Origin of the sequence: Pedobacter gandavensis (assembly GCF_032678745.1) — a bacterium.
GTDB classification, from domain to species: domain Bacteria; phylum Bacteroidota; class Bacteroidia; order Sphingobacteriales; family Sphingobacteriaceae; genus Pedobacter; species Pedobacter gandavensis_C.
The window spans coordinates 113,208-139,791 of the sequence record NZ_JAVTST010000011.1; the positions used below are offsets into that span (position 1 = coordinate 113,208).

Sequence of the window (26,584 nt, forward strand, 5' to 3'; positions counted from 1 at the left end):
TGGCTATAAGATCAAAAGGTGTTAAAAAAGAAAGGCCTTCGGAATATCCGAAGGCCTTTCTTTTTTAAGTTTGAAATTACAAGAGTAATTTATTTCGTAGCTGCTTTTAAGACTACTTTAACAGGGTTGTTAATTTTTGCTTCTTCAATAATCTGGCGGTAATAAGCTACATATATTGGAAGGATTTTCTTCAGGTCGAAGTCCTGCGCTCTAATAAAGGCATTTTCCTTAAACTGTTGTAATATCTCATCATTTTCCAGAATCTGGATCCCTTTAGCAGCCATATCCTCTACATCGCCTACGTTGCTCATAAAACCACAAAAGCCATTCACATTCAACTCAGGAAGTCCACCTGCGTTAGAAGTGATCGCAGGCACCTTACAAGCCATTGCTTCCAATGCTGCCAATCCAAAACTTTCAGACTCTGAAGGCATCAGGAATAAATCAGATACAGAAAGGATTTCTTCTATCGCATCTTGTTTCCCAAGAAAACGTACATGCTCGCAAATCCCCAGGTCTCTGCACAATTGTTCACAATAAACACGCTCAGGACCATCACCCACCATTAATAATTTAGAAGGGATCTTTTTCTGAATCTTTTCAAACGTTTTGATCACATCCTGGGTACGCTTCACTTTTCTAAAGTTAGACGTATGGATTAAGATGCGCTCATTATTTGGTGCAATTGCCTTTTTAAAGTGATCTTTTGGCTTTAAGCTAAAGCGATTGAAATCTATAAAATTCGGGATCACTTTGATCTCATTCGTGATCTCAAAATGTGCCTCTGTATCTTCTTTCAGGTTTTGTGATACGGTAGTTACCCCATCAGATTTATTGATAGAGAAGGTAACCACTGGCTTATAAGTAGGGTCTTTCCCCACAAGTGTAATATCTGTCCCGTGCAAAGTGGTCACAAAAGGAATGTTTATTCCATAAGTTTCCAGAATCTGTTTGGCCATAAATGCAGCGGAAGCATGTGGAATGGCGTAATGAACATGGAGAATATCCAATTGTTCAAAACGAACTACATCTACGAGCTTACTCGCCAGTGCTGATTCATAAGGTGCATAGTCAAACAAGGGATAATCCCTTACAGAAACTTCATGATAGAATAAGTTGGCAGAGAAAAAGTCGAGGCGTGCAGGCTGACTATAAGTAATAAAATGTACCTGATGTCCTTCATCAGCGAGCGCTTTACCTAATTCAGTAGCGACTACACCACTACCTCCAAAAGTTGGGTAACAAACAATACCTATTTTCATTCTAGCGAATTTGTTTTTTTGTGATATTCTTATCTCAAATACACGATTTAAGCTGTAGGATTTAAAACCGACACAGCTTGCTTGTTTACCGTGCTGTAAAGACAACACCAATCCAGAAAAACGGTTTGATTTCTTTTGTTTTTACAAATGCAAAGAACAATACTTAAACTGAGCTTTGTGTTAAACAAATGCAATTATTTAAGATTTCATCTGGTCTTTAATAACCAGGTACATCTCGTTTGGGCGTTGGGTGCCAATGAAGTATTCGAAACCATCACGATCAGTTAGTACAACAGCATCTTTTCCAGAAGAATAGAAGCGTACACTTCCCTTTCGGTGCAGGTTATAAACAGGGTTATTGAACAGGTAATTGCTATAGGTGTCTTTTCTTACGCTCTTAATGGTGTTCAAGTCGATTTCTACTTTTCTGGCAGACCACAATCCGTCTATCAGGATCTTTTTATCCTCAATGATTGTTTTATATTGTATCATGAAAAGCAAAATAATGGAGACAGCAATGATCCCGAAACCTACTACCAAAAATAAGTCCTGGGTATTGTCGCGGTCACGTTCATAAACATAAGCCGCAAAACAAAATGCAGCCATTACCAAACGAATACAGATTCGGATATAATCGCGGCCTATATATTGTTTCTCCAAAAAAGCGTATCGGTTCCCCATCTATATAATTTTCAATAAAGTTACTTGTTTTTTCCTTTGCATAGCAAAACAAGCGAATTAAGATTGTTTAGAATTTGTAATATATGGCGTTACAAAGGTCAATATTGTTATATTTTTCGTTGCTGAGCTGATCTTATACCGATTGTCCTGACGCATTCCGACTACCCAAATCACCTCTCCATTTCCGTTCAGCAAAATTGGTACCGCATCTTTTCTGGTCACCGGAACTTTTTCATCAATAAAAAAATCACTGAGCTTTTTGAAATGTTTCATCCCAAATGGCTTAAACCGATCTCCCGGCTGCCTGCTTCTTAAAATTAAGGGATAGATCAGTTGATCGGTATCGAGATACGCTTGGTTTGAGTCTTTCGCAATCTGGTAATCTTTATCAAATTCTGCTTTGCTCATTCTTAAAGTGTTGATAATCCCATTTGGTGTTTCTATTTTATCTTCTGCTGCATGCCAAAGTAAATGTTGCCCCCTCTCTTCATCTTTCAGTGGACTTATAATCAGTTCTTCTCTGTTTAAAGTAAGCTGATGACTGCTGCTGAAAAAAGACAATCCACTTTGTTTATCTAAACCCTGGATCAGATCTGCAATGACAGCCTCAGAAAAATGATAAGGTTTTAGCAACTCAAACATCAGTAATTTCTGAGGATTCAAGTTTTTCACCTGCTCAATTGACAAGTATAAGCCATCATGTTCCGTCCTAAACAAAGAGTTGCGCAATTCCGATACCACTTGCTGCAACACCTGCTCGGTATCCGCGAAGCGCTGGATATTATGTTGAAAAGTAAGCTCTAAACTTGAATTGATCTCTTTTAATTGAGGAATTACCTTTAACCTGATTTTATTCCTTGCGTAGTTTACACTAAGATTAGAGCTGTCTTCTACATAATCAATGTTTTCTGAATCGATCAAATCATTGATTTCTGTGCGGGTTAAAAACAACAAGGGTCTAATCAACTTGCCCCTTTTTGGTAAGATGCCATGTAAGCCGGCAATGCCAGTACCACGGGTAAGATTTAAGAGTACAGTTTCTATGGCATCGTCCTGATGTTGAGCCAGGGCAATATAAACGTAGCCTTCCGCCTTACTTAACTCTTCAAACCATTGGTAACGCAAATCTCTTGCTGCCATCTGGATAGAGATTTTATGACTGCTGGCATAAGTTTTCGTTTGAAAATGCTTTATATACGCCGGTACCTCTAAAGTAGCAGCCAACATCTTCACGAAATGTTCATCCCGAACTGATTCCTCCCCCCTTAGGTTAAAATTGCAATGTGCGATTCCGAAGTTATAACCCGCCAATTTGAATAGGTGAGCCATTAAAACCGAATCTCTTCCCCCACTAACAGCCAGAAGGATCTGATCATTACTAGAGAAAAGGATATTTTGCTGGATATAAGCTTTAAAATTATGAACAGGTAGCATCCTTCAAAAATATCTATTTTTTCCGAGCAATCCTTATCAGCAACAACTGATCCTCCTATTTTACCCAAATCAAAGACCGATGAAATGGCTTTAATTTTAAACCTATAGCAATAAGGCCATTTTATACGTTTAGCTTATAAAACTTTACAGCATAATCCCATTTTTATCAATGCAACTCCACAAAAGCAAAATAGAGAAATTGAACTAAATTTATTCTGATGAAAATGGTAAGCAAAAAACTAACTTTGTAACGTGCAGAAACTATCTATTTTTTTTATTTTATTCCTTCTATCGTTTTCTCTACTTGCTCAGCAGAAGACTAAAATCATATTGAAAAGCTCGAAACGAGCGAGGGTAGAAAAGAATACCAATACCACTTATCTTAGAAACCCGGTATTCCAACAAGACAATGCTACATTGACTTGTGATAGCGCCATTTTCTATGAATCCAGAAATGTGTTCGATGCCTTTGATAATGTACATATCAACCAGGCAGATACCATCAATATCTATTCTGACCGATTAACTTATGATGGGAATACGAAAAATGCACACCTGACCAGCAATGTAAAAATGATCGACAAAGAGTCGATTCTAACCACTAATATCCTGGATTATAACCTGGGTAGTAAAGTAGGCACCTATGTTACCGGCGGTAAAATTGTAAGTAAAGATGTTACCCTGACCAGTAAAAACGGATATTATTTTTCCAACAGTCGTGATGCCTATTTTCGCTACGACGTAGTCGTCGTGACCCCAGAAACTACCATTAAATCAGATACACTAAGATATAATACCTTAACCAACTGGACATATTTCTATGGTCCTACTAATATAAAAGGTAAGGACGACAACCTTTACACCGAGAATGGCGCTTATAATACCAAAACTCAGTATGCTTATTTTGGCAAGAAAAACCTGTATACCACTAATTCAAAATCACTAAAAGGAGATAGTTTATACTACGACGGTATTGCCGGATATGGTAAGGCAGTAAGGAATATTGTTTTTAGAGATACGGTAGATAAAACCGTGATGTATGGGCAATTGGGTTATTATTACAAAATAGATCAACGTACTGTAGTCACAAAAAACCCATACGTTGGCCTCGGAACTACCGATTCCATAATGGTAAACAAAAAGCTCCGCCCAGATACGCTCTGGGTGGGTGCCGACACCTTGGAAACTCAGATGGTGCTCCTTAAATCACTAAAACTGATCCCCTCTCCTGTCCTTAAAAAAGACAATGAAATGGGCGAAGCAGAAGAAGAGAAAGAGGAAAAAATTGGCGCTCAAAAACCTGCAATTACTGCTACTACTGCTAAAAAAGATGCAAAGAAGAAAGATAAAACCCCAGTTACAGCACTCCCAGTACCCGCAGCAGATTCTAGTAAGACAAAAATAACGATTACTCAGGATTCGCTCTCTAAAGGGACTACACCCTTGAAAAATGATACTGTCCCCATCAGAAAGAAGGAGATTCCTATAAAAAAGACTGCAATAAAAACAGTCCTGGCAGACACTACTATACTAACCGTATTAAAAGCTGTAGAGGTAATACAGCCTGAAATCGTCAAAACTGCCCCAAAAGATTCTCTAAAAACAGTTAAAGGCACTGAAATCGCTAAACTGAATACGGAGAAAAAGACAGCGAAAAACAAAACAGCCACACCAACTGGAAATAAAACAACCGCAGGAAATAAAAATCCAGCGATAAAAGCCGTAAATAAAGTAATGGCTAAGGATTCTATTCCTTTTAATCCAGCTGACACGGTGACCACAAGAATCATTAAAGCTTATCACAATGTGAAGGTGTACAAATCTAATATGCAAGCCAGAGCAGATTCGTTGTTTTATACCAGCTCCGATTCTACGCTACGCTGGTATGGAAAACCAATTCTATGGGCAGAAGGCTCACAGCAAACCGGCGACACCATTTATCTAAAGTTAAAAGACAAACAGCTGAACACTTCACAGGTACTTAGTAACGCATTTATGGTGAACGTCAACCTAGATTCTGCACGCTTTAATCAGATAAAAGGGAAACAGATTACCGGTTTCTTCCTTAATGGCTCGCTCAATAGGATGTTTGTGGATGGAAATGCCGAAAGTATTTATTTCAATAGAGAAAAAGATAGTATATACACGGAGATGAACCAAACGGTAAGTAGCCGGATAAAGATCATTTTCAAGAATAAAGAGATCAGTGAGATCATTACAATTAAAGATACTGAAGGAGTAAGAACGCCAATTAAAGAACTTAAAGAGGATATATTACTAACAGGTTTTATCTGGAAACCCGAACTAAGACCTTTGTCTAAGAAGGAAGTCATCAATGGTAAACCGAAATTGAAACCTGGTGCAAAGAAACCTCCAGGACCTAAAGGCCCAAAACTGCCTCCTAAAAAGAAGGAAGAAAATGTGGATGCTGTTTCAGAGGTTGATGGGAAATCAATTTCAGAAACTGAATCACCTGAAAAGTCAATAAAGAAAATGGTCAAAGGGGTCGCTATTCCTTCAACTGACAGCCTAAAATCGGTACGATCGTTAAAAAATTCACCTATAAAACTAGATAGCACACAAATAGATACCATAAAAAAAGAAGTCCAAAAAAAAGCGGCCCCAATTAAAGCCGCTCTAGTTTCTCCGATAGTTAAGCCTATTGCTCCTTTAAAAAAGCAATAAGTTTGCGCATGGCTATTGCCCGGTGACTGATTTCATTCTTTTGCTCCATGCTCATCTGTGCGAAACTTTCTCCATAGCCATCAGGAACAAAAATAGGGTCATAACCAAAACCCTGATTTCCTATTGGCCTCTCCCCAATCTGCCCATTAATGACACCTTCAAAAAGGTAGTTCTTATGGTTTTTAAACAAAGAAACAACCGTTCTGAAACGGGCTTTTCTATTTTGTTGGCCTTCCATTTTTTGAAGTACGAGCTTAAGGTTTGTAGCGTCATCCTTAATACCAGAATACCTGGCAGAGTAAATTCCTGGCTCCTGATTTAATGCTTCAATCTCCAGCCCACTGTCGTCTGCAAAGCAATCCAATTGATAGTTCTCCACTACATAGCTGCTTTTTAAAGTTGCATTTTCAGCAAATGTGCTACCCGTTTCTGGAATATCAACCGTACAACCGATATCCGTTAAATTCAATACTTTATATTGGCCAAGCAATAAATTGCCAACCTCCTCTGTTTTATGTTTGTTATTTGTAGCAAATACTAATTCAGTGATCATAATCCCAATTGTTTAAGGCTTCCCCATAATTCTTTCTTTCCAACAGGATCTTGTTCCAGCTTCCTCAATTCCGCAGTAAAAATTAAGCGAACATCTCCCTCCATTACAATCTTATTTTCCGATTGTGCTGACAGCTGCAATGCCGAGGGTGATACACCGAATGCGAAAACCAGAACACTCGAGAAATATTGCTGCAACGCAGTAAAACTCGTTTGAGGGTAATTAGCGTAATTTAATAAGGCAAAATCATTAGCCGAGAGGTTGATTGATTTTACGATTTTCCGCAACAACTCCCTCCCCAACTCATCACTTACTTCATGCTCCGCATCATTTACCAGAATAAGAATCTTCTTTTTATTTTTTCCAAGAAATTTAAAAGGTAAAGCTGCTGTTTTCTCAATCGCAGGGATCTGAACAGGAGTAGTAGTAAGTTGTGGAATAACTGTACTTGCCGGAGTAGCCGGAGATGAAGAAACACCAGACAGCGTCTTCTTCTTATCAATGGATGGTGTAGTTGCCATCACTGGAACCACTTCCTGAATAGAATCGGGAACAATTGCTTCCCCTGAAACCACTGCAGAAACCAACTCAACCTCCTGAACAACAGACCTCAATACTTCCTCAGTTGAAAACCCTTCCTCCCCCTTAATCAAATAAATATCATCTGTAAAAAATAAACGTAAAGCCTCTCCGTTCGTTGTTAGTTCGCTACCCATTAATCCTGATTTTGATGGAAATCTTTTTTCTGTTAAAATTAGTTAAATATCTTATTATAGTGCCTTTATTTATTACTTTTATGCCTTAAAATATATATAGCATATATCTTTCGTGAGAAAAACTTGTTGCATTATCTTCTTCAGTATGACCTTTGCAGGCGCATTTGCACAAAATGTAGCCAGTATTAATGGGAAAGCTGTAAGTAGTAAAGAATTTATGTGGGTTTATAAGAAAACCCATACCGGAACTGCAAATGGTGCATTTAAAGAACTGGAAGACTATTTAAACCTCTACCTGGATTTCAAACTTAAAGTACTGGATGCTATAGAAATGGGATTTGACAGAGATACGGCCTATCTTTCAGAAATAAAAGATTATGAAACCGCTCTCGCCCATAAAAGAACATCCATTCCAAAAGCGACTTATTCCATGGTAATCAATGAGTACAAAAATGCCGTACTCATGTTTAATGTATCTGAGATAAAAGTTTGGGATAAAGCTCAAAATGATGCACATCAACTCCGCAACTTTTATGAAAGGAACCAATCGCTCTATGGGGATGGTTCTTTCGAAGAGCAAAAAGGATTAGTGATCGCGGATTATCAACGGGCGTTGGAAAAAGAATGGGTTTCCAAACTTAGAGAACGATATCAAGTAAAAGTAAATGAAGCGGAATTGAGAAAACTGGCGAAATTATAAGAATAACGCCTCAAAAATATTAATGTTAAATTTGCAAAAGATTATAATTGAACGTACATAGAATGAAGAAATTTTTAGTGATTGCAGGCGGATTGATCTGTTTGTTTATAAACACACAAGCGCAAAAGAAAAATATAGATAAAGTTGTTGCAGTATTAGGGAATAATATCATTTTATTATCTGATCTAAACCAGCAATATGCGCAATACCTGAATTCTGGAAACCCAGCCGATGAAAAGGTAAAATGCTACATTTTACAACAAATGTTAGCGCAAAAATTGCTGAAACAACAGGCGGAAATCGATTCAATTACGGTAGATGAAAATCAGGTGGATAACGAAGTCGAAAAAAGAATGCGTATGCAAATCCAACGTGCCGGTGGAGAAGAGCGTCTAGAGCAATTCTTAAACCGTTCGGTTCTGCAATACAAAGATGAAATCAGACCAGATATCAAAGAGCAATTGATTTCTGACAATATGCAACAACACATCACGAAAGATGTAAGCATCACTCCTCTTGAGGTTAAAAAATACTTTGATTCTTATAAAAAAGACAGCTTACCTGATATTCCTACTGAATTTGAGGTTGGAGAGATTGTACTTCATCCAAAGCTAACTAAAGCAGAGAAACAAAAATTCTATGATAAAATTGATGCACTAAGATTAAGGGTTAAGAGTGGTGAAGACTTTGCATTCCTTGCAAAATCATACTCTGAAGATCCAGGTTCAGCACCTGATGGTGGTGATCTAGGCTTCTTCGACCGTACAAGAATGGTGAAAGAATTCACTGCATGGGCATTCAAATTGAAAGCTGGTGAAGTTTCTCCAGTTTTTGAAACAGAACATGGTTTCCATATTTTACAAGTGATTGAGCGTCGTGGTGAGCAGGTTCAGGCGCGTCACATTTTAATTCGTCCACAAATTACTCCTGCGAGTCTAGAACGTGTAAAACTTCAGGCAGATAGTATCTATAACAACCTGGTTGACAAAAAAATCACTTTTGCTACAGCCGCTTCTCTTTACTCAGATAATAAAGAGTCACAATACAACGGTGGAATGATCCTTTATGCAGATAACGTGACTGCAAGAACTACGTTTATACCTGCAGATAAACTTGATCCTAAAGTCTTCCTAGTAGTAGATACGATGAAAGTTGGTGACATTTCGAAACCTGTACTTTTCACCGGTCAAGATGGTAAAGAAGGTTATAAATTATTGTATTTAAAATCTAAAATCCCACCTCACAAAGGAAACCTGGAGCAAGATTATGCAAAATTCAAAGAAAGAGCGCAGCAGGCTAAAGTTGACCGTACCTTAAGTGAGTGGTTCGAAAAAAGAAGAGAAAATACTTACATTAGAATTGGTGAAGACTATGACCAATGTGATGAGTTAAAAATCTGGGCTCAAACCTCTAAGAAATAAATCTATGCAGTTTGAAAATGATATTAAAGCGGTAGACGCCTTACATCAGTTATACAAAGACATTAAAGCCGAGATTGGCAAGGTGGTTATTGGTCAGGATGAAGTCGTAAAATCAGTTTTAATCTCTATTTTCAGCAATGGTCATTGCTTGTTGGTTGGAGTTCCCGGCCTGGCAAAAACCCTGTTGGTTCAAACCGTTTCAAATGTACTGGATCTTAATTTCAATAGGATCCAGTTCACTCCAGACTTAATGCCTAGTGACATCATTGGTGCAGAAATCCTTGGAGAAGACCGCAACTTTAAGTTCATCCATGGACCAATATTCTCGAATATTATTCTTGCAGATGAAATTAACAGAACACCACCTAAAACTCAGGCTGCCTTATTAGAAGCCATGCAGGAAAAGGCGGTTACTGCTGCCGGACAAAGACATATTTTACCAAATCCTTTCTTTGTATTGGCAACACAAAATCCAATTGAACAAGAAGGAACCTACCCACTTCCTGAAGCACAGCTCGATCGTTTCATGTTTCATGTGCATTTAGGCTATCCTTCTTTTGAAGAAGAATTGACAATTGTTAAGAATACGACGAGCAACCAGAACGTTCAGTTGAAAAAGATTATCAACGCACAACAGATTCAATATTTCCAAAAATTGGTAAGAAATATTCCTATAGCAGACAATGTAATAGAATATGCTGTTAAACTGGCTAGTAAAACCCGTCCACATACCGCACACGCTACAGAAGAGGTTAACAAGTATATCAGCTGGGGTGCAGGGCCAAGAGCCTCTCAATTCCTTGTAATTGGCGCCAAATGTCATGCAGCGATTTCCGGAAAATATTCGCCGGACATTGAAGATGTCCAAGCGGTAGCATCAGCCATACTGCGTCACCGGATTGTACGGAATTACCGCGCAGAAGCCGAAGGACTTTCTATGGAGCAAATCATTAAAAACTTGTTTTAAATTAAAGAAAAACTTCATATCTGCTCACAGATAGCATCGATATAAAAAGAGCGACCTTGAACATTTACAAGGCCGCTCTTTTTATAAGCTATTTTTATTCTCCTTTCAGCATTTCTACTTTAAACAGATTTGGATAATCAGTTACCAGTCCATCCACACCAAGGCCAATCAAATACTTCATTTCCTTGGTCGAATTTATCGTCCAGGGAATAATTTTGATCCCTGCTTCATGACAACGATCTACCAGACTTTTACCCACTAGTACAGAATATGGGCTATAAACTGTAGGCTTAAAACCTAATTCCTGAATATTATTCTCAAAATCTTCTTTTTCATCAATCAACAAACCTGTTTTTATCTTTGGATAATGTTCATGAAGATATTGAAGTGTCCGAATATCGAATGACTGAATCGTTACTCTTTTTTCTAATTTTTTGCTTTTAACGATCTCCATCATCAGGTCTACAAACTCGGCTGGTTCAGGTTGAAACTCTCCATCTCCTTTAGGGATCAATTTCGTTTCAATGCTATAACTTGGTTTAGGTAATCTGTTCGATTTTACATATGCCTCAACAGAATCTATTGTTTCTATCAATAAAGGCTTATAAACACTAAATTTTTGCTGACCAGGGAAACGGCTGTGAACTTTACTTCCTACATCAAACTTCTTTATGTCATCATAATTCATTTTGTAGATATTGTATTTCTTTTGATCTTTCAAGCTAATCGCCTTGCCATCCGGTTTTAAGCTGATTTCTGCATTAAAATAGGGTTCCTGAGAAAGAACTACTTGTTTATCTTTTGAAATGACCACATTCATCACTAAGGTATTTACACCCAGCTCTAAGGCTTTAATCATTCCTGGGATAGTGTTTTCTGGCATAATGCCTCTAGCGCCTCTCTGGCCCTGCAAATCAAATTTCTGAGCCTGACTTTGACCGGCAATCAACATTGCCGCAAGAATTAGTATATGTTTCTTCATTAATTGTGGTTATTCATTATTTAATGTTATTTATCATCCTTAACGCAGATAAAGCAGGATCTTTATATAGGATCAGCATCAAAACAAATGATTAAAATCCAAGGCATAAAAAAAGGGCCTTTAAATTAAACTTTTAAAAAACCCTTTTCCATCACTAATATCAGTTCTGATTAACGTTCAGCTGGTGTGAAAACCTGCATAATCAAGTTCCAGTTATGATCCGCCTGACGTTCATAAATAAATACGTAGTTAAAACTTTCTCTTAGATCAGCTTTATAATCAATCGTTGCAATACCATAAGTATAAGCCAAATCGCCACCTAATGCTTTATCAGCTTTAGTGGTTTTAAGTGTCATATTTTTTACCATTCCATTGTAGAATGCAATTGCCTTATCTTTCCCAATGATTGGCTCGTATCCAGGAAACAATACTCTGGCATCAGGATTTAAGAAACCGGCAAAAGCGGCCATCCCGTAAGATTTTAAAGTAGTATTTAATGTCTTTTCTGTAGTTACGATAATGTCTGTTCCTGCAGCTCTTTGTTTATCTGTAGCAAATTTAGGTTTATAGAATTCTTTAGGTTCTATGAATAAATCTTCTGCCTTTTTCAAGGGCTTATTATGTGTAATACCTAAATCTAATGCTAATTCCCATTTGCCATCTTTGGCTTTCCATACCGACAGGTATTGTCCGTATGCTTTTTCCACTCCATTATCTGTAAAAGATCCCGTTGTGAAACCCCAATCGCCACTTTTGGCTAGTCTTGCATAGCTTGGCGTCCAGCTCAAATCTTTGGTCTCCCCTTGAGTAGCATAATAGGTTTTTGCATTTACCGGATTTGGTCTGAATACCAAAGCATCATTGGCCGAAAAGGTAGTGAAAGCATTTTTGGCACCATGTTTTGCCAGGCTTTCGGCAAATTCTTTTTCTGCTTTAACAAGAGATTTAGTGGTTCCGTCCGACTTTTGTGCATAAGCACCAACAGTCATAGAAAGGGCTACTATAGTATAAAGGAATTTATTGATCATGATTTAAAATATTTTGAATACTTAATTTGTTTGGCATTGATCTATTTAATGCAAATAGATTTAATAAAATATTATTACTAAGAATTGATTTGACACGAATATAATAGTTCTGAGAATTTTGAATGCTAAAAGTAATTAACAATTAAACATTGTTAGGCTTTATTCCAGGTTGTTCCTTCCTTACTATCTTTCAACTGGATTCCCATACTTTGAAGTCCCAATCGGATTTTATCAGAAGTTGCGTAATCTTTATTCTCTTTTGCGGTCTTTCGTAAATCAATCACCATATCTAACACTGAATTCAATGCCAAATTAGAAGTCTCCTCATCTTTTAACCCAAAAATATCATAAACAAAATCCTGCATCAATTGCTTTAGCTTATCTAACTCTAAGCTGGAAATCTTGCCTTTACCATCATGAATGGTATTGATAATCCTACTGGCTTCAAACAACTCAGCAATCACAACAGGGCTATTGAAATCATCATTCATTGCTTTTACGCAATTGTCAATAATCGGATCAATTTCGAAATCACTACTTTCAACAGGTACTAATTTATCCAATAAGCTCAACGCGTTCATTAGCCTTCTGAATCCTTTCTCTGAAGCATCTAAAGCCTCATTTGAAAAGTCAAGGGTACTGCGGTAATGTGCCTGTAACATAAAGAATTTCACTGTCATCGGACTGAATCCCTTTTCCAATAATTCGTGATCGCCAGTAAACAATTGTTCTGGTAAAAACCCGTTTCCAGCGCTTTTAGACATCCTGGTTCCATTTACAGTAAGCATATTGGTATGCATCCAATATTTTGCAGGTTGTTTATGACTGCAGGCTTCTGATTGCGCAATTTCATTGGTATGGTGCGTTGCTGCAAGATCCATTCCTCCTCCGTGAATATCGAATTCAGCACCGAGATATTTTGCACTCATTGCAGAACATTCAATATGCCATCCCGGAAAACCTTCACCCCATGGAGAAGTCCAGCGCATCAATGTCTCTGGCTTAGCTTTAATCCAAAGCGCAAAATCTAATCTACCGCGTTTTTCATCCTGACCACCCAGTTCCCTGGTATTTGCCAACATATCCTCTAGGTTTCTATTGGTAAGAATAGTATAGTTAAAAGTTTTACTGTATTTTTCTACATCAAAATAAATCGTTCCATTTGCTTCATACGCATAACCGTTGTTCATGATCTCTTTGATCATTTCAATCTGCTCGATAATGTGTCCCGTAGCTGTCGGCTCAATGCTTGGTGGCAGTGTATTGAACATTCTCAATACATCATGGAAGCCCAAAGTATATTTTTGTACAATTTCCATCGGCTCCAATTGCTCGAGCTTAGCTCTTTTTGCAAATTTATCATCCCCTTCATCACGATCTCCTTCCAAATGGCCGGCATCAGTAATATTACGCACATAACGAACCTTATATCCGCTATATTTCAAATACCTGAAGATCAAATCAAAAGAGATGAAAGTACGACAATTGCCCAGGTGAACATCACTGTAAACAGTAGGTCCGCAAACATACATACCTACATGAGGTGCATTTAACGGTTCAAAAAGTTCTTTTTTACGTGTTAGGGTATTGTAGAGCTGTAAGCCTGTATTCATCTTGCAAAGGTAAAAATTTTAGGGTGTTAATATTAAATCGCTGCGAACAGGAAAGTGGTCTGACAATTTAGCGGGAATCACCAGGTGATTCAACACTTTAATGTCCTTTGTAGTGGCAATATAATCAATTTGAAAATTAGGGAACTTACCATTATAGGTTCTTCCCAAGCCAGTGCCTTCTTCCTGAAAAGTATTATGTAAAGATTTTGTCAACTGAGTAACAGCATATGAAGCTGGTGTATCATTAAAGTCGCCTGCAATGAGAAAAGGGGTGGAACATTTTGCCATATGAGCCTTCATAATATCTACTTGTTCACTTCTCTTAAGAAAAGCATTCCTGAGTAATACTAAAATCCTTTTAGAGGGTTTAATCTCAGCATTCATCTTTTTCGCTACCTTATCAATATAACTGTAATCTTGCTTATCAAAAGAAATGGATTGTAAATGAATATTGTATACCCGCAGTTTCTTTTTATGCACTTCTATGTCCACATAAATACTAGCATTGCCGCCAAAATTTGGCCCAAAAGCAATTGTTCCGGTATCCTTTATCGGAAAGCGGGAAAAGATAGCCAGCCCAGTTGCTTCGTAATCATTCTGACTCGAAGGCACAAAATAAAAGTGTTTGGTTTTCAAAATCCTTTTCAGGCTATCAGTAATATCAAATGATCCTTTCCTACGCGTAAAGTACTCTTGAAAACAAATGACATCTGGATTTTCCTTTTCGATCAGTTCCAGCATTTGCTGTTTCACCGATTCTATATTTTCTAATCCATATGGCTTAAAACTATGCACGTTGTAAGTCATCATCCTTAAAGCTTTCGGATCTTCTTTGGGTCCTTTATCAGTCTCTCCAAAAACACCCACTGTGGCAGTTAGGGCTTGCCATCCCATTAGAATTAAAGCAATAGTACCGACGGCAAATACCCAGCGTTGGCGTAGGCACCACCAAATCACCATAAAAAAATTCAGGAAAAGAATAAAAGGATAAGCAAGGCCAAAAAATGCAATCAATTGATATTTCCGGGGATCAAACCTACCCGCGAGAAAGCCCAACACCAAAGTAATCGCTAACGCAACTGCACATAAACGAATCAGTTTATCAAAAAATGTTGGTTTTGATCGCTTCATTAATGTTTGCTGGCCTTAAACAAAGTTTCCTTTTCTTCTTTACTTAATTTATCATATCCTGATTTAGAAATCTTATCCAAGATCGTATCAATTTCATGTTGATTTACGGAATTTGGTTTACTCTTAGCTGCGGACTTTACCGGTTCATTACGAACGACCTTTAATTTAGGTTTTCTTTTAAATAGCTTACTCCAATCCTTCCCCTTTTGTAAAAGCGTAATGTAAGCAAAGCCAAATAAAGCACCACCGATATGGGTAAAACTCCCCCCGGCATTAGCCGAAGCCAGACCAATTAACTCCATCGCAATATAGGCCATAGCCAGGTATTTCAATTTCACATCCCCCAACAACAACAATCTGATGCTGTAATCAGGCACCAATGTTGCCGTTGCCACAACAACCGCCATTACCGCTGCAGAAGATCCGATCACTGTTGCTCCCGCCACAGTTCCTGCAAAAACCGGGAATACATTATAGGCCAGAGTATACATTGCTGCACCAGCAATCCCTCCTCCGAGGTATACAAAATGAAACTGCCTAGGTTTTAAGAAATCAAGGAAAATCTTACCCATCCAGTATAACCATAGCATATTGAATAACAAATGCATGAATCCATCATGGAAGAACTGATAAGTAATTGCGGTATAAAATCTGGTTGGCAACTTCGCGATGGAGGCTGGATAACCCAAATACTCCCTTATAAAGGCTGGAAAGTTAACTGATCCGATGCCCGACAGAAAGAATGGAATACCCAGAAATGCTACGATAACAAAGATCAGCACATTGATCCCAATGTAAAAAAAACCCGGGTTTCCGGATTGAAATACTTTGTATTTCAGCTCTTCAAAAAAAGACTTATTCATAATATTGATAAAATCTATTGTTGTCCTTGTCTTTCCATAATTTAACCAATATAAAACCTAATAACGCACCGCCAAGGTGTGCATAATGGGCAATAGAATCGCCGGGAACACGTGCAACTCCTAAAGATAACTCCATTAAAATATAGACAGGAATAATGTATTTTGCTTTTACCGGGATTGGGATGAACATAATGTACATTTCCGTATTTGGATACAACATACCAAAGGCAACCAGAAGTCCGAAAATAGCACCTGAAGCACCTACCATTGGAAAACCATAAATCCCAATTAGAGTATCTCTAGCCTCTGCTGAAATGCCTGGAACCGCCACTTGAGCCATACCTCTTGTTAAATCAACCATCACTGGATTGTGCATTACAGATCCTGTAATCTGGTACACCTCATAAGCCTGCACCCCCATCTGTAAAGCAACGGCTCCGAGGCCGGTGATAAGGTAAAAATTAATAAAGCGTTTCGTACCCCATCTACTTTCAATAACGCCACCGAACATAAACAGGGCAAACATATTAAAGAAGATATGCATAAAATCACCATGCATAAACATATAGGTAATAAGCTGCCAAATTCTAAAAAACTGTGAATCGAAGTAAAAAGCGCCTAGCATATAGTCCAGGTCAATTCCTGCATTTTTCATCACAAACTTTGCAGCAAAGAACAGCGCATTAATAATGAGCAGGTTTTTGACCACTGGTGGGATATGGATATTATTCATCGTAGCTTATTTATCAAATTTTTTATCAAGTTCAGTTAGCCCGATGGTTTGAATTACCGGCTTCCCACTAATGCTAAAGTTAGGCGTCTGACAGGCAAAAAGTTGCTCAATCAGGGTATTCATTTCTTGCTGCCCTAAAACCGCACCACTTTTTATGGCGCTATTTTTTGCCATACTTCTGGCCAGAGCATCTCTTCTACTCAGTTTAAGCTCTTGTTGAGAACTTTTAAATCCTTCGATCAGCTGTTCAAACAATCGCGTTTCATTGCCATTGTTATTGACTAAATCTACAGGAATCCCTTCAATGATCAGTGTGTTTTTTCCAAATTCCCTCACCTCAAAACCAAGGCTTTTAATCTCTTCCAGTAAACTCTTGGCCAATTCAAAATCATTCGGACTTAAAGTAACTGTTTGAGGGAATAAACTATGTTGGGAAGCTCCTTTATGGTCGTCCAGCTGTTTACTAAATCGTTCATAAAGAATTCGTTCATGAGCTGCCTGCTGATCGATTAACATCAATCCTGACTTAATCTGAGAAATGATATATCGACCATGAAGTTGCATCAGTTGTTTCTGAACAGGCTCCAAAGAGTCATCGGGCACAGCTACTTCAGGTAATTCAATTGCAGCTTGTTGTGCGGTATCAGCGTGATTGGCCACTTCATATAAAGCACCCCAGCCCTTAGTGCTAGGTAAAATCGCCGCACTTGCATCTCTAGAAGTACCACCACCAGCCCTAGGAAATGTAGGGGCCGATTCTTTGCTCGGTTTATCCGCTGCAAAAGGATTGAAATTCGGATTGAAACTAATGCTTGGTGGCACAATTTCTTCCGGAGCTTTATGGGTAATCATCCCGCTAAATCCAGTTTCCTGATCGAAATCTATAGTTGGACTGATATTAAACCTACCGATAGAACGTTTAACTGCAGAATGTAGGATGGCATAGATCGATTTCTCGTCCAAATATTTGATCTCCGTCTTTGTAGGATGAACATTCACATCAATCTTTGCAGGATCAATTTCAATGAACAACACATACATCGGGAAATGATCATCAGGCAATAAATCTTCGTAAGATTTACTTACTGCATGATTAAGATAAGCATCTTTAATGTACCTGTTATTCACAAAAAAGAATTGCTCCCCTCTTGTTTTCTTGGCAAATTCTGGCTTTCCGATAAAGCCCTTTATATTAATAATACTGGTTTCCTCTTCTACAGGAATCAGTCGTTGGTTATAATTATTTCCAAAAAGGTGAACAATTCTTTGTTTCATACCTGAGGCAGGTAAACGGTGAATTTCTACCCCATCATGATGTAAACTGAAAGCAATAGCAGGGTTCGACAGAGAAATACGTTGGAATTCATCCAGTACATGACGCATTTCTGCGGAGGTACTTTTCAAAAAATTTCTTCTTGCTGGCGTATTATAAAAGAGATTTTTCACAGAGATACTAGTACCCACTGAGGTTGCCACTGGCTCTTGATTGGTGACTTCAGAACCTTCGATTTGAACCATAGTCCCCAGCTCATCTTCATGTCTACGGGTCTTCATTTCTATCTGAGCAATTGCTGCAATAGAAGCCATGGCTTCTCCTCTGAAACCCATGGTACGAATGGCAAATAAATCTTCTGCTTTTCTGACTTTCGACGTGGCATGGCGCTCAAAACACATACGTGCATCTGTCACACTCATTCCACAACCATTGTCTATCACCTGAATTAATGCCTTACCCGCATCTTTTAAAATCAATTGTATCTTGTTTGCACCTGCATCTATCGCGTTCTCTAAAAGCTCTTTCACGGCTGAAGCCGGGCGTTGCACCACCTCTCCGGCCGCGATTTGATTGGCTACACTATCCGGTAAAAGTTGTATTATATCTGACATTTATTTCTCTCTGGTAAAGGTTGCTAATTTAGGGAAAATAAGCCTCAATCTTCATTTTTCGTTTGTTAATAATTTGTCTTTTAATGCCTCTTCCAGTTTTATTTGTTCCTTTTTCTATCTTTATCAACAAGAAATAACAGCAATTGGCCCGGCTATTGAAAGCTTGTTGTTTCTGAGTTACCCATACTTTCCAGTGAAGGCGGATTAAATTTATAAATAGCCGTAACAATTCAGCTATTTATAAATCAGCAAAAACTTAAATACAGTAGTCTTAAAACAGACATTCCAATTTTAAAAACACACCTAAATGGAGAAAAAATATAGTACAAAAAGCAACCTTGCAGGAATCATAGCCACCAGTTTCATGGCCTTATTCACCTTCAGTGCTTGCGCACAAAATCATCAGCAGAATCAGCAAAAAGTAAACCTACTCAATAGCACCATCAGCAATACGGTATTACTCAATAATGAAAAACAGCTCCTCCCATTAACGGCACTTGATCAAAAAAATATCGCTGCAGTGAGCCTGGGGTTTAACTTCCATTCTACCTTTGATAGCCTTTTAAATAAATACACAAAAGTCAGCAGCTTCTCTTCTGACGCCTATCTCGCTTCCAGTACATTGGATGATCTGGAAGATGACCTTAAATATTTCAACCTCGTGATTATTACATTACCGGTATCGGCAATAAATGACCCTCGAAATATGAATTTCATCAACAGCCTTGCAAAAAACAAAAAGATCATTTTATCCTTATTTGGAGAAACGGGTAGCTTACTAGCATTTGATGCGCTTGAAACACCTATTGTTTGGGCCAATCAAAGTAATGAAGCAGCAGCAATCACTGTTCCTCAGATGATTTTTGGAGGCATTCCATTTACTAAAAAACTCAACACAAACTATTCTGCTAAATACACCACTGGAAAGGGAGCCACCACTATCCAAACCAGGCTAAAATACACACTTCCTGAGGATGCAGGGCTCAACTCCGATAACCTCAAAGAAATTGACAACATTGCCAATGAAGCCATCCGTGAAAAAGCTGCCCCAGGAATTGTAGTCCTGGTAGCAAAAGATGGAAAAGTAATCTTCAACAAAGCTTATGGCAACCACACCTACATTAACGGCTTACCCGATAACGTAACTGACATTTTCGACCTGGCTTCACTCACCAAAACTACCGCTACAACCCCAACAGTGATGCGTTTATTTGAAGAACATAAACTAAACCTCGATACCAATATTGGTGCATACATTCCCAAAGCAAGGTTATCCCCCATGAATCAGATCAGGGTCCGCGAAGTGATGTTACACCAGGCAGGATTTATACCATTCATCCCCTTTCACGATTTTGTAAAACCCGGAGATTACAGTAGGGATTCTAGTACGGCTTATCCTACAAAAGTGGCTGACAACTACTATATCAAAAAAGGATTTTTCAAGGATGTAATGTGGCCAAAAATGTTGAACTCCCCCATCAGAACACGAGGAAAATATGTTTACAGTGACATTAGCATGTATGTGATGAAAGAAATCTGTGAGCGCCTGAGTGGTGTGCCGCTGGACACTTATGTTTGGGAGAATTTCTACAAACCTTTAGGGATGCAAACCGCTGGCTTTCTACCTAGAAATCGCTTTACAAAAGATCAAATCATACCCACAGAACAAGACAACTATTTCAGAAAAACACTATTAGAAGGCTATGTACACGATCAGGGTGCCGCATTATCAGGTGGCGTTTCCGGTCATGCCGGTTTATTTTCCAGCGCAAATGACCTAGCCATTATCTACCAGATGTTATTGAATAAAGGCAGCTATGGCGGCAACCAATACTTTCAGCCTGAAACTGTAGATATGTTTACAAAAAAACAGTCAGATGTAAGTAGAAGAGGATTAGGGTTTGACCGATGGGATCCAGATGCCACAAAAAAATATCCATCACAACTGGCTTCTCCCCTCACGTATGGTCATACTGGTTATACGGGAACTGCAGTCTGGGTGGACTCTGCAAAAGGACTCGTCTATATATTTCTATCAAATAGAGTAAACCCCTCTGTATCAGAGAAACTAGGGAATTTAAAAATCAGACCTAGAATTCAGGACGCCATTTATAAAGCCATTGAAAAAGGTGTTAATTAGCTCAGTTTTTCGTAAATTAGATTACGTACAAAACTTAATTCTAATAAAATGAAAAAGTTAACATTAACTGTTATGGCCTTGCTGATGCTGGTCATAACCAGCCGCGTTCATGCCCAGGATGACGCCATGATGAAAGCATGGCAAGCCTATATGACTCCTGGCGATGTACACAAAATGATTGCAAAAGACGATGGAAAGTGGGATGGAGAAGTCACCATGTGGATGGCGCCTAATGCTCCGCCTACAAAAAGTAAAAGCAGTTGCACAAATTCAATGATCATGGGAGGCCGTTATCAAAAATCTATGCACGAAGGAAACATGATGGGGATGCCATTTGAAGGAATGAGCCTATTGGGCTATGACAATTCAAAAAAAGTATTCGTTTCCAGTTGGATAGACAATATGGGTACAGGCATTATGAACCTGGAGGGCACTTGGGATAATGACAGCAAGACGATCAACTTTAAAGGAACATGCGTTGATCCGATGACAGGCAAGAACATGGACATTCGCGAAGTATTCAAATATGTTGACAGTGACCACCAATTGATGGAAATGTACTGTAGCACGGATGGAAAAGAAATGAAAACGATGGAAATCAAGCTTAGTCGAAGAAAATAAGTAACCAACATTATAGAATATAAAAAAAGGGATCAATTGATCCCTTTTTTTATATTCTATAATGTGCCATAAAAATGCTTACATTTTTAAGCCGATTTCACGTAAACGCTCATCTAGATATTCACCTGCGGTCATATCAGAATAAACTTTAGGATGTGCTTCATCAACAGTAGATGGCAAACTTGTCAAATCCATATTTGCACGTGGATGCAAAAAGAAAGGAACTGAAAAACGAGATGTCTTCATCAATTCACGTGGTGGGTTCACTACTCTATGTGTAGTAGAACGCAACTTATTGTTCGTTAAACGTTGCAACATATCCCCAACATTTACTACGATATCAGTATGGCCAGCTTTAATTGGCAACCACTCGTTACTACGTGTCAATACTTCTAACCCATCCGCACTTGCACCAATTAGTAAAGTAATCAGATTGATGTCTTCATGTGCGCCTGCACGTACTGCATCATCAGCTAATGCATCAGGATTTTCAATAGGAAAATAATGAATTCCTCTTAAAATTGAATTACCATTATGTACGTGCTGATCGAAGTAATCAATAGGCAAAGAAAGGTAGGTCGCAATTGCACGCAACAAATGTTTACCATTATTTTCTAGACGCTGGTAAATTTCACGGGTCACTGCATTAAATTCAGGAAGTTCTTCCAATACTTCATTATCCGGGTATTCCGATTTAATTGGATCGCCATCTGTAACTTCCTGACCGATTTGCCAGAATTCTTTTAGGTCTGCTGTTTTAGCACCTTTAGCAGTTTCTTTACCAGGACTGGTGTAGCCACGCTGACCAGCAAGTTCTGCTCTTTCATATTTTTTCTTTTGCTCAGGGCTAAGAGAAAAAACACCTTTAATGTTGGCATAAAGTTTATCAATCAATTCCTGATCTACACCATGATTAGTGATGGTTACAAAACCAGAATCGTTAAAAGCTCTGCCTAATTCATCAGAGAATTTTTTACGCTGCGCATCATCTCCATTGATGTATGAGCCCAGGTCTAAACTAGGAATATAAGGTGTTGACATATCGATATTTTTATAGGTATTAACACTACAAATTTAAGAAAGTATTGTTAATAAATGTTAAATACCAACACAAATGAAAATCAAAACACTGAAAACAAATATATTAAGTTATACACATTTCAAGAACCCGTCTTTTAAATTATCAGTAAATTGTAATATCGGTTTATAAGCTGGTCTTTAAAAAACTATAAATGCTACACTTACGTATTATATTTTGAAAGTGTTTTCAACTTGTCCTTACTACTATGAAGTATTTATCAATAATGATCTTAATCCTCTTATCCGCAGGCAGCGCCGATGCGCAGTCAAAAAAAATACAGAAAGCAACTTTTGGAATGGGCTGTTTCTGGTGTTCAGAAGCACTTTTTCAACGTCTGGATGGGGTTAATTCCGTCAGATCAGGCTATGAAGGCGGATCCATTGCCAATCCCAGTTATGAAGACGTATGTACTGGAACAACAGGCCATGCAGAAGTAATCGAGGTGACCTATGATCCTGCGAAAATTAAATATGATGAGTTGCTAGAAGTATTTTGGAAAAGCCATGATCCAACTACATTAAACCGTCAAGGTGCAGATGTAGGTACTCAATACCGTTCAGTAATTTTCTACCACAATGAGGAGCAAAAACAAATTGCTGAAAAATATAAAAAGGAACTCAATAGTAGCAACGCTTACGGGAGAACTGTAGTGACTGCTATAGATAAAGCGAGTGCATTTTATGTGGCAGAAGGCTATCATCAAGACTATTTCAATAAGAACAGTAATCAGCCTTACTGCAGATTGGTGATTCTACCTAAACTGGAAAAATTAGAAAAGGTCTTCAAAGCAAAGCTGAAGCAACATTAAATAAAGTGTGAAACCATTACACAACACTTTTTATTAAATCTCCTAACGAACTATCAAACCTATATTATATCAAACATATCTCTTCGAAAATCGTTTAAATGGCAATACACTACAGATATCACGCTAAAAAATGATTTACCCATGAAAACAAAAATCTTAACACTTGCCGGCATTTCCATGTTTTTTATGGCTTGCAACAGTGATCAAAAAACCAGTAACACTACTGACAGTACACAAAAAACAGAAGAAACTGTTGTTGTCGATTCTCACAATGCACAGAATTCCTTAGATTGGGCTGGAACCTATACCGGCGTCACTCCTTGTGCCGATTGCGAAGGCATTCAAACCGAATTGACTTTAAATCCGGACATGACCTATGTATTGAAGACCAATTATATGGGTAAAGACACCCATTTTCCAGAAGATCGTGGCAGTTTTAAATGGGACAATACTGGGTCAAAAGTGGAGTTAATCGGATTAAAAGATCGCTCAAATACCTTTTTTGTAGGAGAAAACATATTAAAACAATTGGATATGGATGGAAAAGAAATTACTGGCTCTCTTGCCGATAATTACACGCTTAAGAAAATCCAATAATAAAATTCGACCAGCATATAAAATGCCGCCATAATTTCAACAATCTGGCGGCATTCTATATCAAAGAACCATAATTAAGGGAATTTCACGCCTCTATATCTCGTTATATCGACAATTGGAATAGAAGAACCATACTTTGCATTGATCGACTTAATAAATTCATTGCCAATCATCGCATAGCCCATTGGCGTTAAGTGAATCCCATCTAAAGAAAAAAGATTTCCGGTGATATAGGCCGAACTCACTGGCACACCATTCACTACCTTTCCTGCGCCATACTCCTTTAACAAAGCGAAAGCATCTACTATAGCTAATCCTTTACTTGCTGCTACCGATCTAATCGTGTTGTTGTAGGCCGTTACATGATCAGAAACCACGGTTGCTTCGTCTTGGTCCAATACCCATTTACTCTCAATAGGGTTGCTAGGGAATAATCCATAAGGAATAGCACCTGTACCAATTATATTGGCCGATGCTAAGGTTAGTACAAAATAGTCTTTTGCCGTTGCGGCTCTGGTTATATTCTTACCTGTTTTGATATAAAGTGCATTTATTGTTGGCGCATTAACACGTACTGCAGCTAATAGAGAGGCCAAAGTAACCGTATTAAAGTAAGGTGTTGCTAAAATATCAGGAACAGTTGCTACCACACCTTTCGCGTTATTTTTAGTCATTACTTCTGCTGTTGCTGAATACAAACTGGCAAAAGCATTTTGAGGTGTTGGCTGATCATTAGGATCTGCGCCACCAGTAGTGGCATAACCCAGGATATCATTATTACCTAGCCACATACTAAAAAATGTAAATGGCTTAGCCGTCACAAAGTTAAGGTAAGTAGTGCTGTTATTAGGAAAATCAGTTGGCAACATACGTTCGAAATAATTGTTCAAATTACCGTACTGGGGGATATTAATGTGTGCCAGCTTAATTCCAGGAACCCCAAAATTATTAATTTCTCCAACATATTTCGTAAAAAGCGTAACAGGACTTGTAGTACGAATGGCCGTATGCGCCTTCTGATCACCAATAACCGGCTGGCCGGTTGCTGTAAATCCTGTCAAGATCTTATAACCTGAACCATCAGCCTCAGAATCCTTAAAGAAAGGCGTATAAAAAGCACCGCCACCAACAGCTTTCATCTGACCGGCGATCATTTCAGGGAAAGAGTTTTTCTGTCCTTCCAAATACAGACCATTGTCTGCATAACCGGAAGTAAGGGAGTTTCCCACTGCGATGTATCGGGAAAAATCAGCTGTTCCTTTAGATGGAGTGATGCTGCTCAATTCGGGTTTACAGGAAGCCATTCCAAGAATAGCGACCGCGATTATACTTTTATAGATATATTTTAAGTCCATTATATTTTAGCTGAAGAGGGTGATTACCATTTATAAGAAAAAGAAATACCTGGGATATAGGCCAATGTTTTAAACTCGCCACTCAGTTGAGTTTCAATATTAGTTTCATTTCTTTTCTCTACGTTTTCATACAGGAAAGAAAAATCAATATGGAATTTCTCAGTGGCTTTAAATCCAACACCTGCACTTAACAAAAGACGATTCGCATCCGGCACTTCTGGTGTTACATAACCTTTGCCTACCGGAGTAAAAGCATAACCAATTCCAGCACGTAAAGCCAGTCTATTTGTCGTTTGATTTTGAATTCCAAAACGCAATGCTGCAGCATCATGGTAATTTCTTGGAGAAGGTGGGGACACAAAGTTATTGTTATAATCGAAAGCCAATTCTTTGTATTTACTCCAGTGTACCCAGTTTACATCCAGTGCGAGCGTTGTTTTTTCCGAAGGATGAAAACCCAAGCCAAGTGTAGTAGTGGCAGGAAGAGGAAGTTCTGCGCCAAACTTAGTAGGGACGCGATCTTTAAGGGCATTGGGCACATCAAATGTCGCATCACCATCCTTAACAGTAGCTGTAACTTGTGAACGATGCGTCACTCCAATAGAAACGCCTGAAACCGTTTCCACATAAATACCAGCATTCCATCCAAAATCTTTAGTATCTCCTTTAAGTTTCGCGGTGGCTTGTCGCCCATCGTTGAGCGTATAAGGTAAAGCCCTTCTTAGGTCTACTTTTCCTAGTGAATAAACCAAACCACCACCAATACCAATATGATCTGAGATTTTCAAACTTAAAGTCGGCTGAATATAAATGGCTTGTAGATCAAGAGAAGTCACTGAATACCTTCCCGTCCAGTCTTCTTTCCAGTGCATCGCGCCGCCAAAAGGCGTGTAGATACCGAGACCAAATCGAAGTCTATTTTCTGGAGATCCGAAAACAGCATATCCCATAATTGGCGTCGCAATCTTGTCTTTATTATACTCTGTAACATTGGAACCATTTTCACGAAAGGCTGTTTTCAGGTATAATGGACTAATTCCGGCTTGAACACCATTCTTTTTTAGGAAGGATACGGCACCGGGATTAAAAAACACAGCAGCTTCATCTAAAGCAAGTCCTGTTCCCGCACCGCCCATTGCGGTTTGTTTCTGCCCTTGCAGGTTCACCTGGAAAGACTGGGAATACCCAAGAACAGGCAAGCCCAGCAAGCAACTAAGTAAAATCTTTTTCATATATGGTTAGAATTAAATTGGTAATTATTAAACAAAAATAACTGGAGAGAGTTTTAGCGACAGAAGCTATGCTTGCATAATAATTAACGAGTTT

23 protein-coding genes are annotated in these 26,584 nt (G+C 38.4%); 8 read left to right on the top strand and 15 right to left on the bottom strand.

Annotated elements, in window-relative coordinates; all coding sequences use genetic code 11:
* Positions 1-89 precede the first annotated feature (89 nt).
* From bshA to tilS, 3 genes are all read right to left on the bottom strand, one after another.
* Entirely contained in the window at positions 90-1,262 is a 1,173-nt protein-coding gene (gene bshA / locus R2S10_RS23750) for an N-acetyl-alpha-D-glucosaminyl L-malate synthase BshA (RefSeq protein WP_316842888.1), read from the bottom strand.
* A 198-nt stretch (positions 1,263-1,460) separates the two neighbouring features.
* Positions 1,461-1,943, bottom strand: a complete 483-nt coding sequence (locus R2S10_RS23755; protein WP_182957471.1) for a hypothetical protein — start codon at positions 1,941-1,943, stop codon at positions 1,461-1,463.
* A gap of 57 nt (positions 1,944-2,000) precedes the next feature.
* Complete coding sequence (gene tilS, locus R2S10_RS23760) at positions 2,001-3,377, bottom strand: tRNA lysidine(34) synthetase TilS (protein ID WP_316842889.1); 1,377 nt, start codon at positions 3,375-3,377, stop codon at positions 2,001-2,003.
* Between the two features lie 330 nt (positions 3,378-3,707).
* Here tilS and R2S10_RS23765 point away from each other — a divergent pair, with 330 nt between their 5' ends.
* Positions 3,708-6,062 carry an OstA-like protein gene (locus R2S10_RS23765; protein ID WP_410479023.1) on the top strand — a complete coding sequence of 785 codons (2,355 nt, stop codon included), beginning with the start codon at positions 3,708-3,710 and terminating at the stop codon, positions 6,060-6,062.
* On the opposite strand, the gene rdgB is transcribed toward R2S10_RS23765, so the two are convergent.
* Positions 6,037-6,612, bottom strand: coding sequence for an RdgB/HAM1 family non-canonical purine NTP pyrophosphatase (rdgB, locus tag R2S10_RS23770; RefSeq protein ID WP_316842947.1), 576 nt, complete (start codon positions 6,610-6,612; stop codon positions 6,037-6,039). The two genes, R2S10_RS23765 and rdgB, sit on opposite strands and share 26 nt — an antisense overlap.
* The gene (locus R2S10_RS23775; RefSeq protein WP_316842891.1) at positions 6,612-7,331 is read right to left on the bottom strand and encodes a hypothetical protein; all 720 of its coding nucleotides are present in this window, start codon (positions 7,329-7,331) and stop codon (positions 6,612-6,614) included. The genes rdgB and R2S10_RS23775 overlap by 1 nt, the downstream gene beginning before the upstream one ends.
* Positions 7,332-7,476: 145 nt before the next feature.
* On the opposite strand from R2S10_RS23775, the gene R2S10_RS23780 reads away from it, so the two are divergent.
* The 3 genes from R2S10_RS23780 (at position 7,477) to R2S10_RS23790 (ending at position 10,419) form a co-directional block, all read left to right on the top strand.
* Complete coding sequence (locus tag R2S10_RS23780; protein ID WP_316842892.1) at positions 7,477-8,031, top strand: hypothetical protein; 555 nt, start codon at positions 7,477-7,479, stop codon at positions 8,029-8,031.
* Between the two features lie 62 nt (positions 8,032-8,093).
* Complete coding sequence (locus R2S10_RS23785) at positions 8,094-9,452, top strand: peptidylprolyl isomerase (protein ID WP_316842893.1); 1,359 nt, start codon at positions 8,094-8,096, stop codon at positions 9,450-9,452.
* A gap of 4 nt (positions 9,453-9,456) precedes the next feature.
* A complete protein-coding gene (locus R2S10_RS23790; RefSeq protein WP_316842894.1) occupies positions 9,457-10,419 on the top strand; it encodes a MoxR family ATPase in 963 nt (320 codons plus the stop codon).
* 94 nt (positions 10,420-10,513) lie between these two features.
* On the opposite strand, the gene R2S10_RS23795 is transcribed toward R2S10_RS23790, so the two are convergent.
* The 7 genes from R2S10_RS23795 to mutL form a co-directional block, all read right to left on the bottom strand.
* Positions 10,514-11,401, bottom strand: coding sequence for a glycerophosphodiester phosphodiesterase family protein (locus tag R2S10_RS23795; RefSeq protein WP_316842895.1), 888 nt, complete (start codon positions 11,399-11,401; stop codon positions 10,514-10,516).
* 170 nt (positions 11,402-11,571) lie between these two features.
* Positions 11,572-12,429 carry a DUF4440 domain-containing protein gene (locus R2S10_RS23800; RefSeq protein WP_316842896.1) on the bottom strand — a complete coding sequence of 286 codons (858 nt, stop codon included), beginning with the start codon at positions 12,427-12,429 and terminating at the stop codon, positions 11,572-11,574.
* A gap of 152 nt (positions 12,430-12,581) precedes the next feature.
* Positions 12,582-14,042 (bottom strand): cysteine--tRNA ligase, encoded by a 1,461-nt coding sequence (gene cysS, locus R2S10_RS23805; protein ID WP_316842897.1) that lies wholly within the window; start codon positions 14,040-14,042, stop codon positions 12,582-12,584.
* Positions 14,043-14,060: 18 nt separating this feature from the next.
* Positions 14,061-15,173 carry an endonuclease/exonuclease/phosphatase family protein gene (locus R2S10_RS23810; RefSeq protein ID WP_316842898.1) on the bottom strand — a complete coding sequence of 371 codons (1,113 nt, stop codon included), beginning with the start codon at positions 15,171-15,173 and terminating at the stop codon, positions 14,061-14,063.
* Positions 15,173-16,036, bottom strand: a complete 864-nt coding sequence (locus R2S10_RS23815; protein WP_316842899.1) for a rhomboid family intramembrane serine protease — start codon at positions 16,034-16,036, stop codon at positions 15,173-15,175. Before R2S10_RS23815 ends, R2S10_RS23810 begins: the two co-directional genes overlap by 1 nt.
* Positions 16,029-16,769 (bottom strand): rhomboid family intramembrane serine protease, encoded by a 741-nt coding sequence (locus tag R2S10_RS23820; RefSeq protein WP_316842900.1) that lies wholly within the window; start codon positions 16,767-16,769, stop codon positions 16,029-16,031. Before R2S10_RS23820 ends, R2S10_RS23815 begins: the two co-directional genes overlap by 8 nt.
* A gap of 6 nt (positions 16,770-16,775) precedes the next feature.
* Entirely contained in the window at positions 16,776-18,656 is a 1,881-nt protein-coding gene (gene mutL, locus R2S10_RS23825) for a DNA mismatch repair endonuclease MutL (protein WP_316842901.1), read from the bottom strand.
* Between the two features lie 307 nt (positions 18,657-18,963).
* Here mutL and R2S10_RS23830 point away from each other — a divergent pair, with 307 nt between their 5' ends.
* Together R2S10_RS23830 and R2S10_RS23835 are read left to right on the top strand one after the other, a co-directional pair.
* Positions 18,964-20,796 (top strand): serine hydrolase domain-containing protein, encoded by a 1,833-nt coding sequence (locus R2S10_RS23830; RefSeq protein WP_316842902.1) that lies wholly within the window; start codon positions 18,964-18,966, stop codon positions 20,794-20,796.
* Positions 20,797-20,844: 48 nt separating this feature from the next.
* Positions 20,845-21,417 (top strand): DUF1579 domain-containing protein, encoded by a 573-nt coding sequence (locus R2S10_RS23835; RefSeq protein ID WP_316842903.1) that lies wholly within the window; start codon positions 20,845-20,847, stop codon positions 21,415-21,417.
* Positions 21,418-21,495: 78 nt separating this feature from the next.
* Here the strand turns inward: R2S10_RS23835 and R2S10_RS23840 are convergent, their stop codons facing one another.
* Positions 21,496-22,458: an isopenicillin N synthase family dioxygenase gene (locus tag R2S10_RS23840; protein WP_316842904.1), complete on the bottom strand. Its 963-nt coding sequence runs from the start codon at positions 22,456-22,458 to the stop codon at positions 21,496-21,498.
* Between the two features lie 245 nt (positions 22,459-22,703).
* On the opposite strand from R2S10_RS23840, the gene msrA reads away from it, so the two are divergent.
* Positions 22,704-23,306 carry a peptide-methionine (S)-S-oxide reductase MsrA gene (gene msrA / locus R2S10_RS23845; RefSeq protein ID WP_316842905.1) on the top strand — a complete coding sequence of 201 codons (603 nt, stop codon included), beginning with the start codon at positions 22,704-22,706 and terminating at the stop codon, positions 23,304-23,306.
* Between the two features lie 141 nt (positions 23,307-23,447).
* Entirely contained in the window at positions 23,448-23,903 is a 456-nt protein-coding gene (locus R2S10_RS23850) for a copper resistance protein NlpE (RefSeq protein ID WP_316842906.1), read from the top strand.
* Between the two features lie 74 nt (positions 23,904-23,977).
* Here R2S10_RS23850 and R2S10_RS23855 read toward each other — a convergent pair whose 3' ends face one another.
* Positions 23,978-25,258, bottom strand: a complete 1,281-nt coding sequence (locus R2S10_RS23855; RefSeq protein ID WP_316842907.1) for an SGNH/GDSL hydrolase family protein — start codon at positions 25,256-25,258, stop codon at positions 23,978-23,980.
* 23 nt (positions 25,259-25,281) lie between these two features.
* On the bottom strand, positions 25,282-26,490 hold the full coding sequence (locus R2S10_RS23860; protein ID WP_316842908.1) for an OmpP1/FadL family transporter: 1,209 nt from the start codon (positions 26,488-26,490) through the stop codon (positions 25,282-25,284).
* Positions 26,491-26,584: the final 94 nt, after the last annotated feature.

What these genes read in the sequence shown, in the direction of transcription:
- R2S10_RS23800 (WP_316842896.1), bottom strand. Translation starts at nt 12,429, where the DNA reads ATGATCAATAAATTCCTTTATACTATAGTAGCCCTTTCTATGACTGTT.
- R2S10_RS23850 (WP_316842906.1), top strand. Translation starts at nt 23,448, where the DNA reads ATGAAAACAAAAATCTTAACACTTGCCGGCATTTCCATGTTTTTTATG.
- R2S10_RS23790 (WP_316842894.1), top strand. Translation starts at nt 9,457, where the DNA reads ATGCAGTTTGAAAATGATATTAAAGCGGTAGACGCCTTACATCAGTTA.
- R2S10_RS23785 (WP_316842893.1), top strand. Translation starts at nt 8,094, where the DNA reads ATGAAGAAATTTTTAGTGATTGCAGGCGGATTGATCTGTTTGTTTATA.
- msrA (WP_316842905.1), top strand. Translation starts at nt 22,704, where the DNA reads ATGAAGTATTTATCAATAATGATCTTAATCCTCTTATCCGCAGGCAGC.
- tilS (WP_316842889.1), bottom strand. Translation starts at nt 3,377, where the DNA reads ATGCTACCTGTTCATAATTTTAAAGCTTATATCCAGCAAAATATCCTT.
- R2S10_RS23830 (WP_316842902.1), top strand. Translation starts at nt 18,964, where the DNA reads ATGGAGAAAAAATATAGTACAAAAAGCAACCTTGCAGGAATCATAGCC.
- R2S10_RS23775 (WP_316842891.1), bottom strand. Translation starts at nt 7,331, where the DNA reads ATGGGTAGCGAACTAACAACGAACGGAGAGGCTTTACGTTTATTTTTT.
- R2S10_RS23755 (WP_182957471.1), bottom strand. Translation starts at nt 1,943, where the DNA reads ATGGGGAACCGATACGCTTTTTTGGAGAAACAATATATAGGCCGCGAT.
- R2S10_RS23780 (WP_316842892.1), top strand. Translation starts at nt 7,477, where the DNA reads ATGACCTTTGCAGGCGCATTTGCACAAAATGTAGCCAGTATTAATGGG.
- R2S10_RS23820 (WP_316842900.1), bottom strand. Translation starts at nt 16,769, where the DNA reads ATGAATAATATCCATATCCCACCAGTGGTCAAAAACCTGCTCATTATT.
- bshA (WP_316842888.1), bottom strand. Translation starts at nt 1,262, where the DNA reads ATGAAAATAGGTATTGTTTGTTACCCAACTTTTGGAGGTAGTGGTGTA.
- mutL (WP_316842901.1), bottom strand. Translation starts at nt 18,656, where the DNA reads ATGTCAGATATAATACAACTTTTACCGGATAGTGTAGCCAATCAAATC.
- R2S10_RS23860 (WP_316842908.1), bottom strand. Translation starts at nt 26,490, where the DNA reads ATGAAAAAGATTTTACTTAGTTGCTTGCTGGGCTTGCCTGTTCTTGGG.
- R2S10_RS23815 (WP_316842899.1), bottom strand. Translation starts at nt 16,036, where the DNA reads ATGAATAAGTCTTTTTTTGAAGAGCTGAAATACAAAGTATTTCAATCC.
- R2S10_RS23810 (WP_316842898.1), bottom strand. Translation starts at nt 15,173, where the DNA reads ATGAAGCGATCAAAACCAACATTTTTTGATAAACTGATTCGTTTATGT.
- R2S10_RS23835 (WP_316842903.1), top strand. Translation starts at nt 20,845, where the DNA reads ATGAAAAAGTTAACATTAACTGTTATGGCCTTGCTGATGCTGGTCATA.
- cysS (WP_316842897.1), bottom strand. Translation starts at nt 14,042, where the DNA reads ATGAATACAGGCTTACAGCTCTACAATACCCTAACACGTAAAAAAGAA.
- R2S10_RS23855 (WP_316842907.1), bottom strand. Translation starts at nt 25,258, where the DNA reads ATGGACTTAAAATATATCTATAAAAGTATAATCGCGGTCGCTATTCTT.
- R2S10_RS23840 (WP_316842904.1), bottom strand. Translation starts at nt 22,458, where the DNA reads ATGTCAACACCTTATATTCCTAGTTTAGACCTGGGCTCATACATCAAT.
- R2S10_RS23795 (WP_316842895.1), bottom strand. Translation starts at nt 11,401, where the DNA reads ATGAAGAAACATATACTAATTCTTGCGGCAATGTTGATTGCCGGTCAA.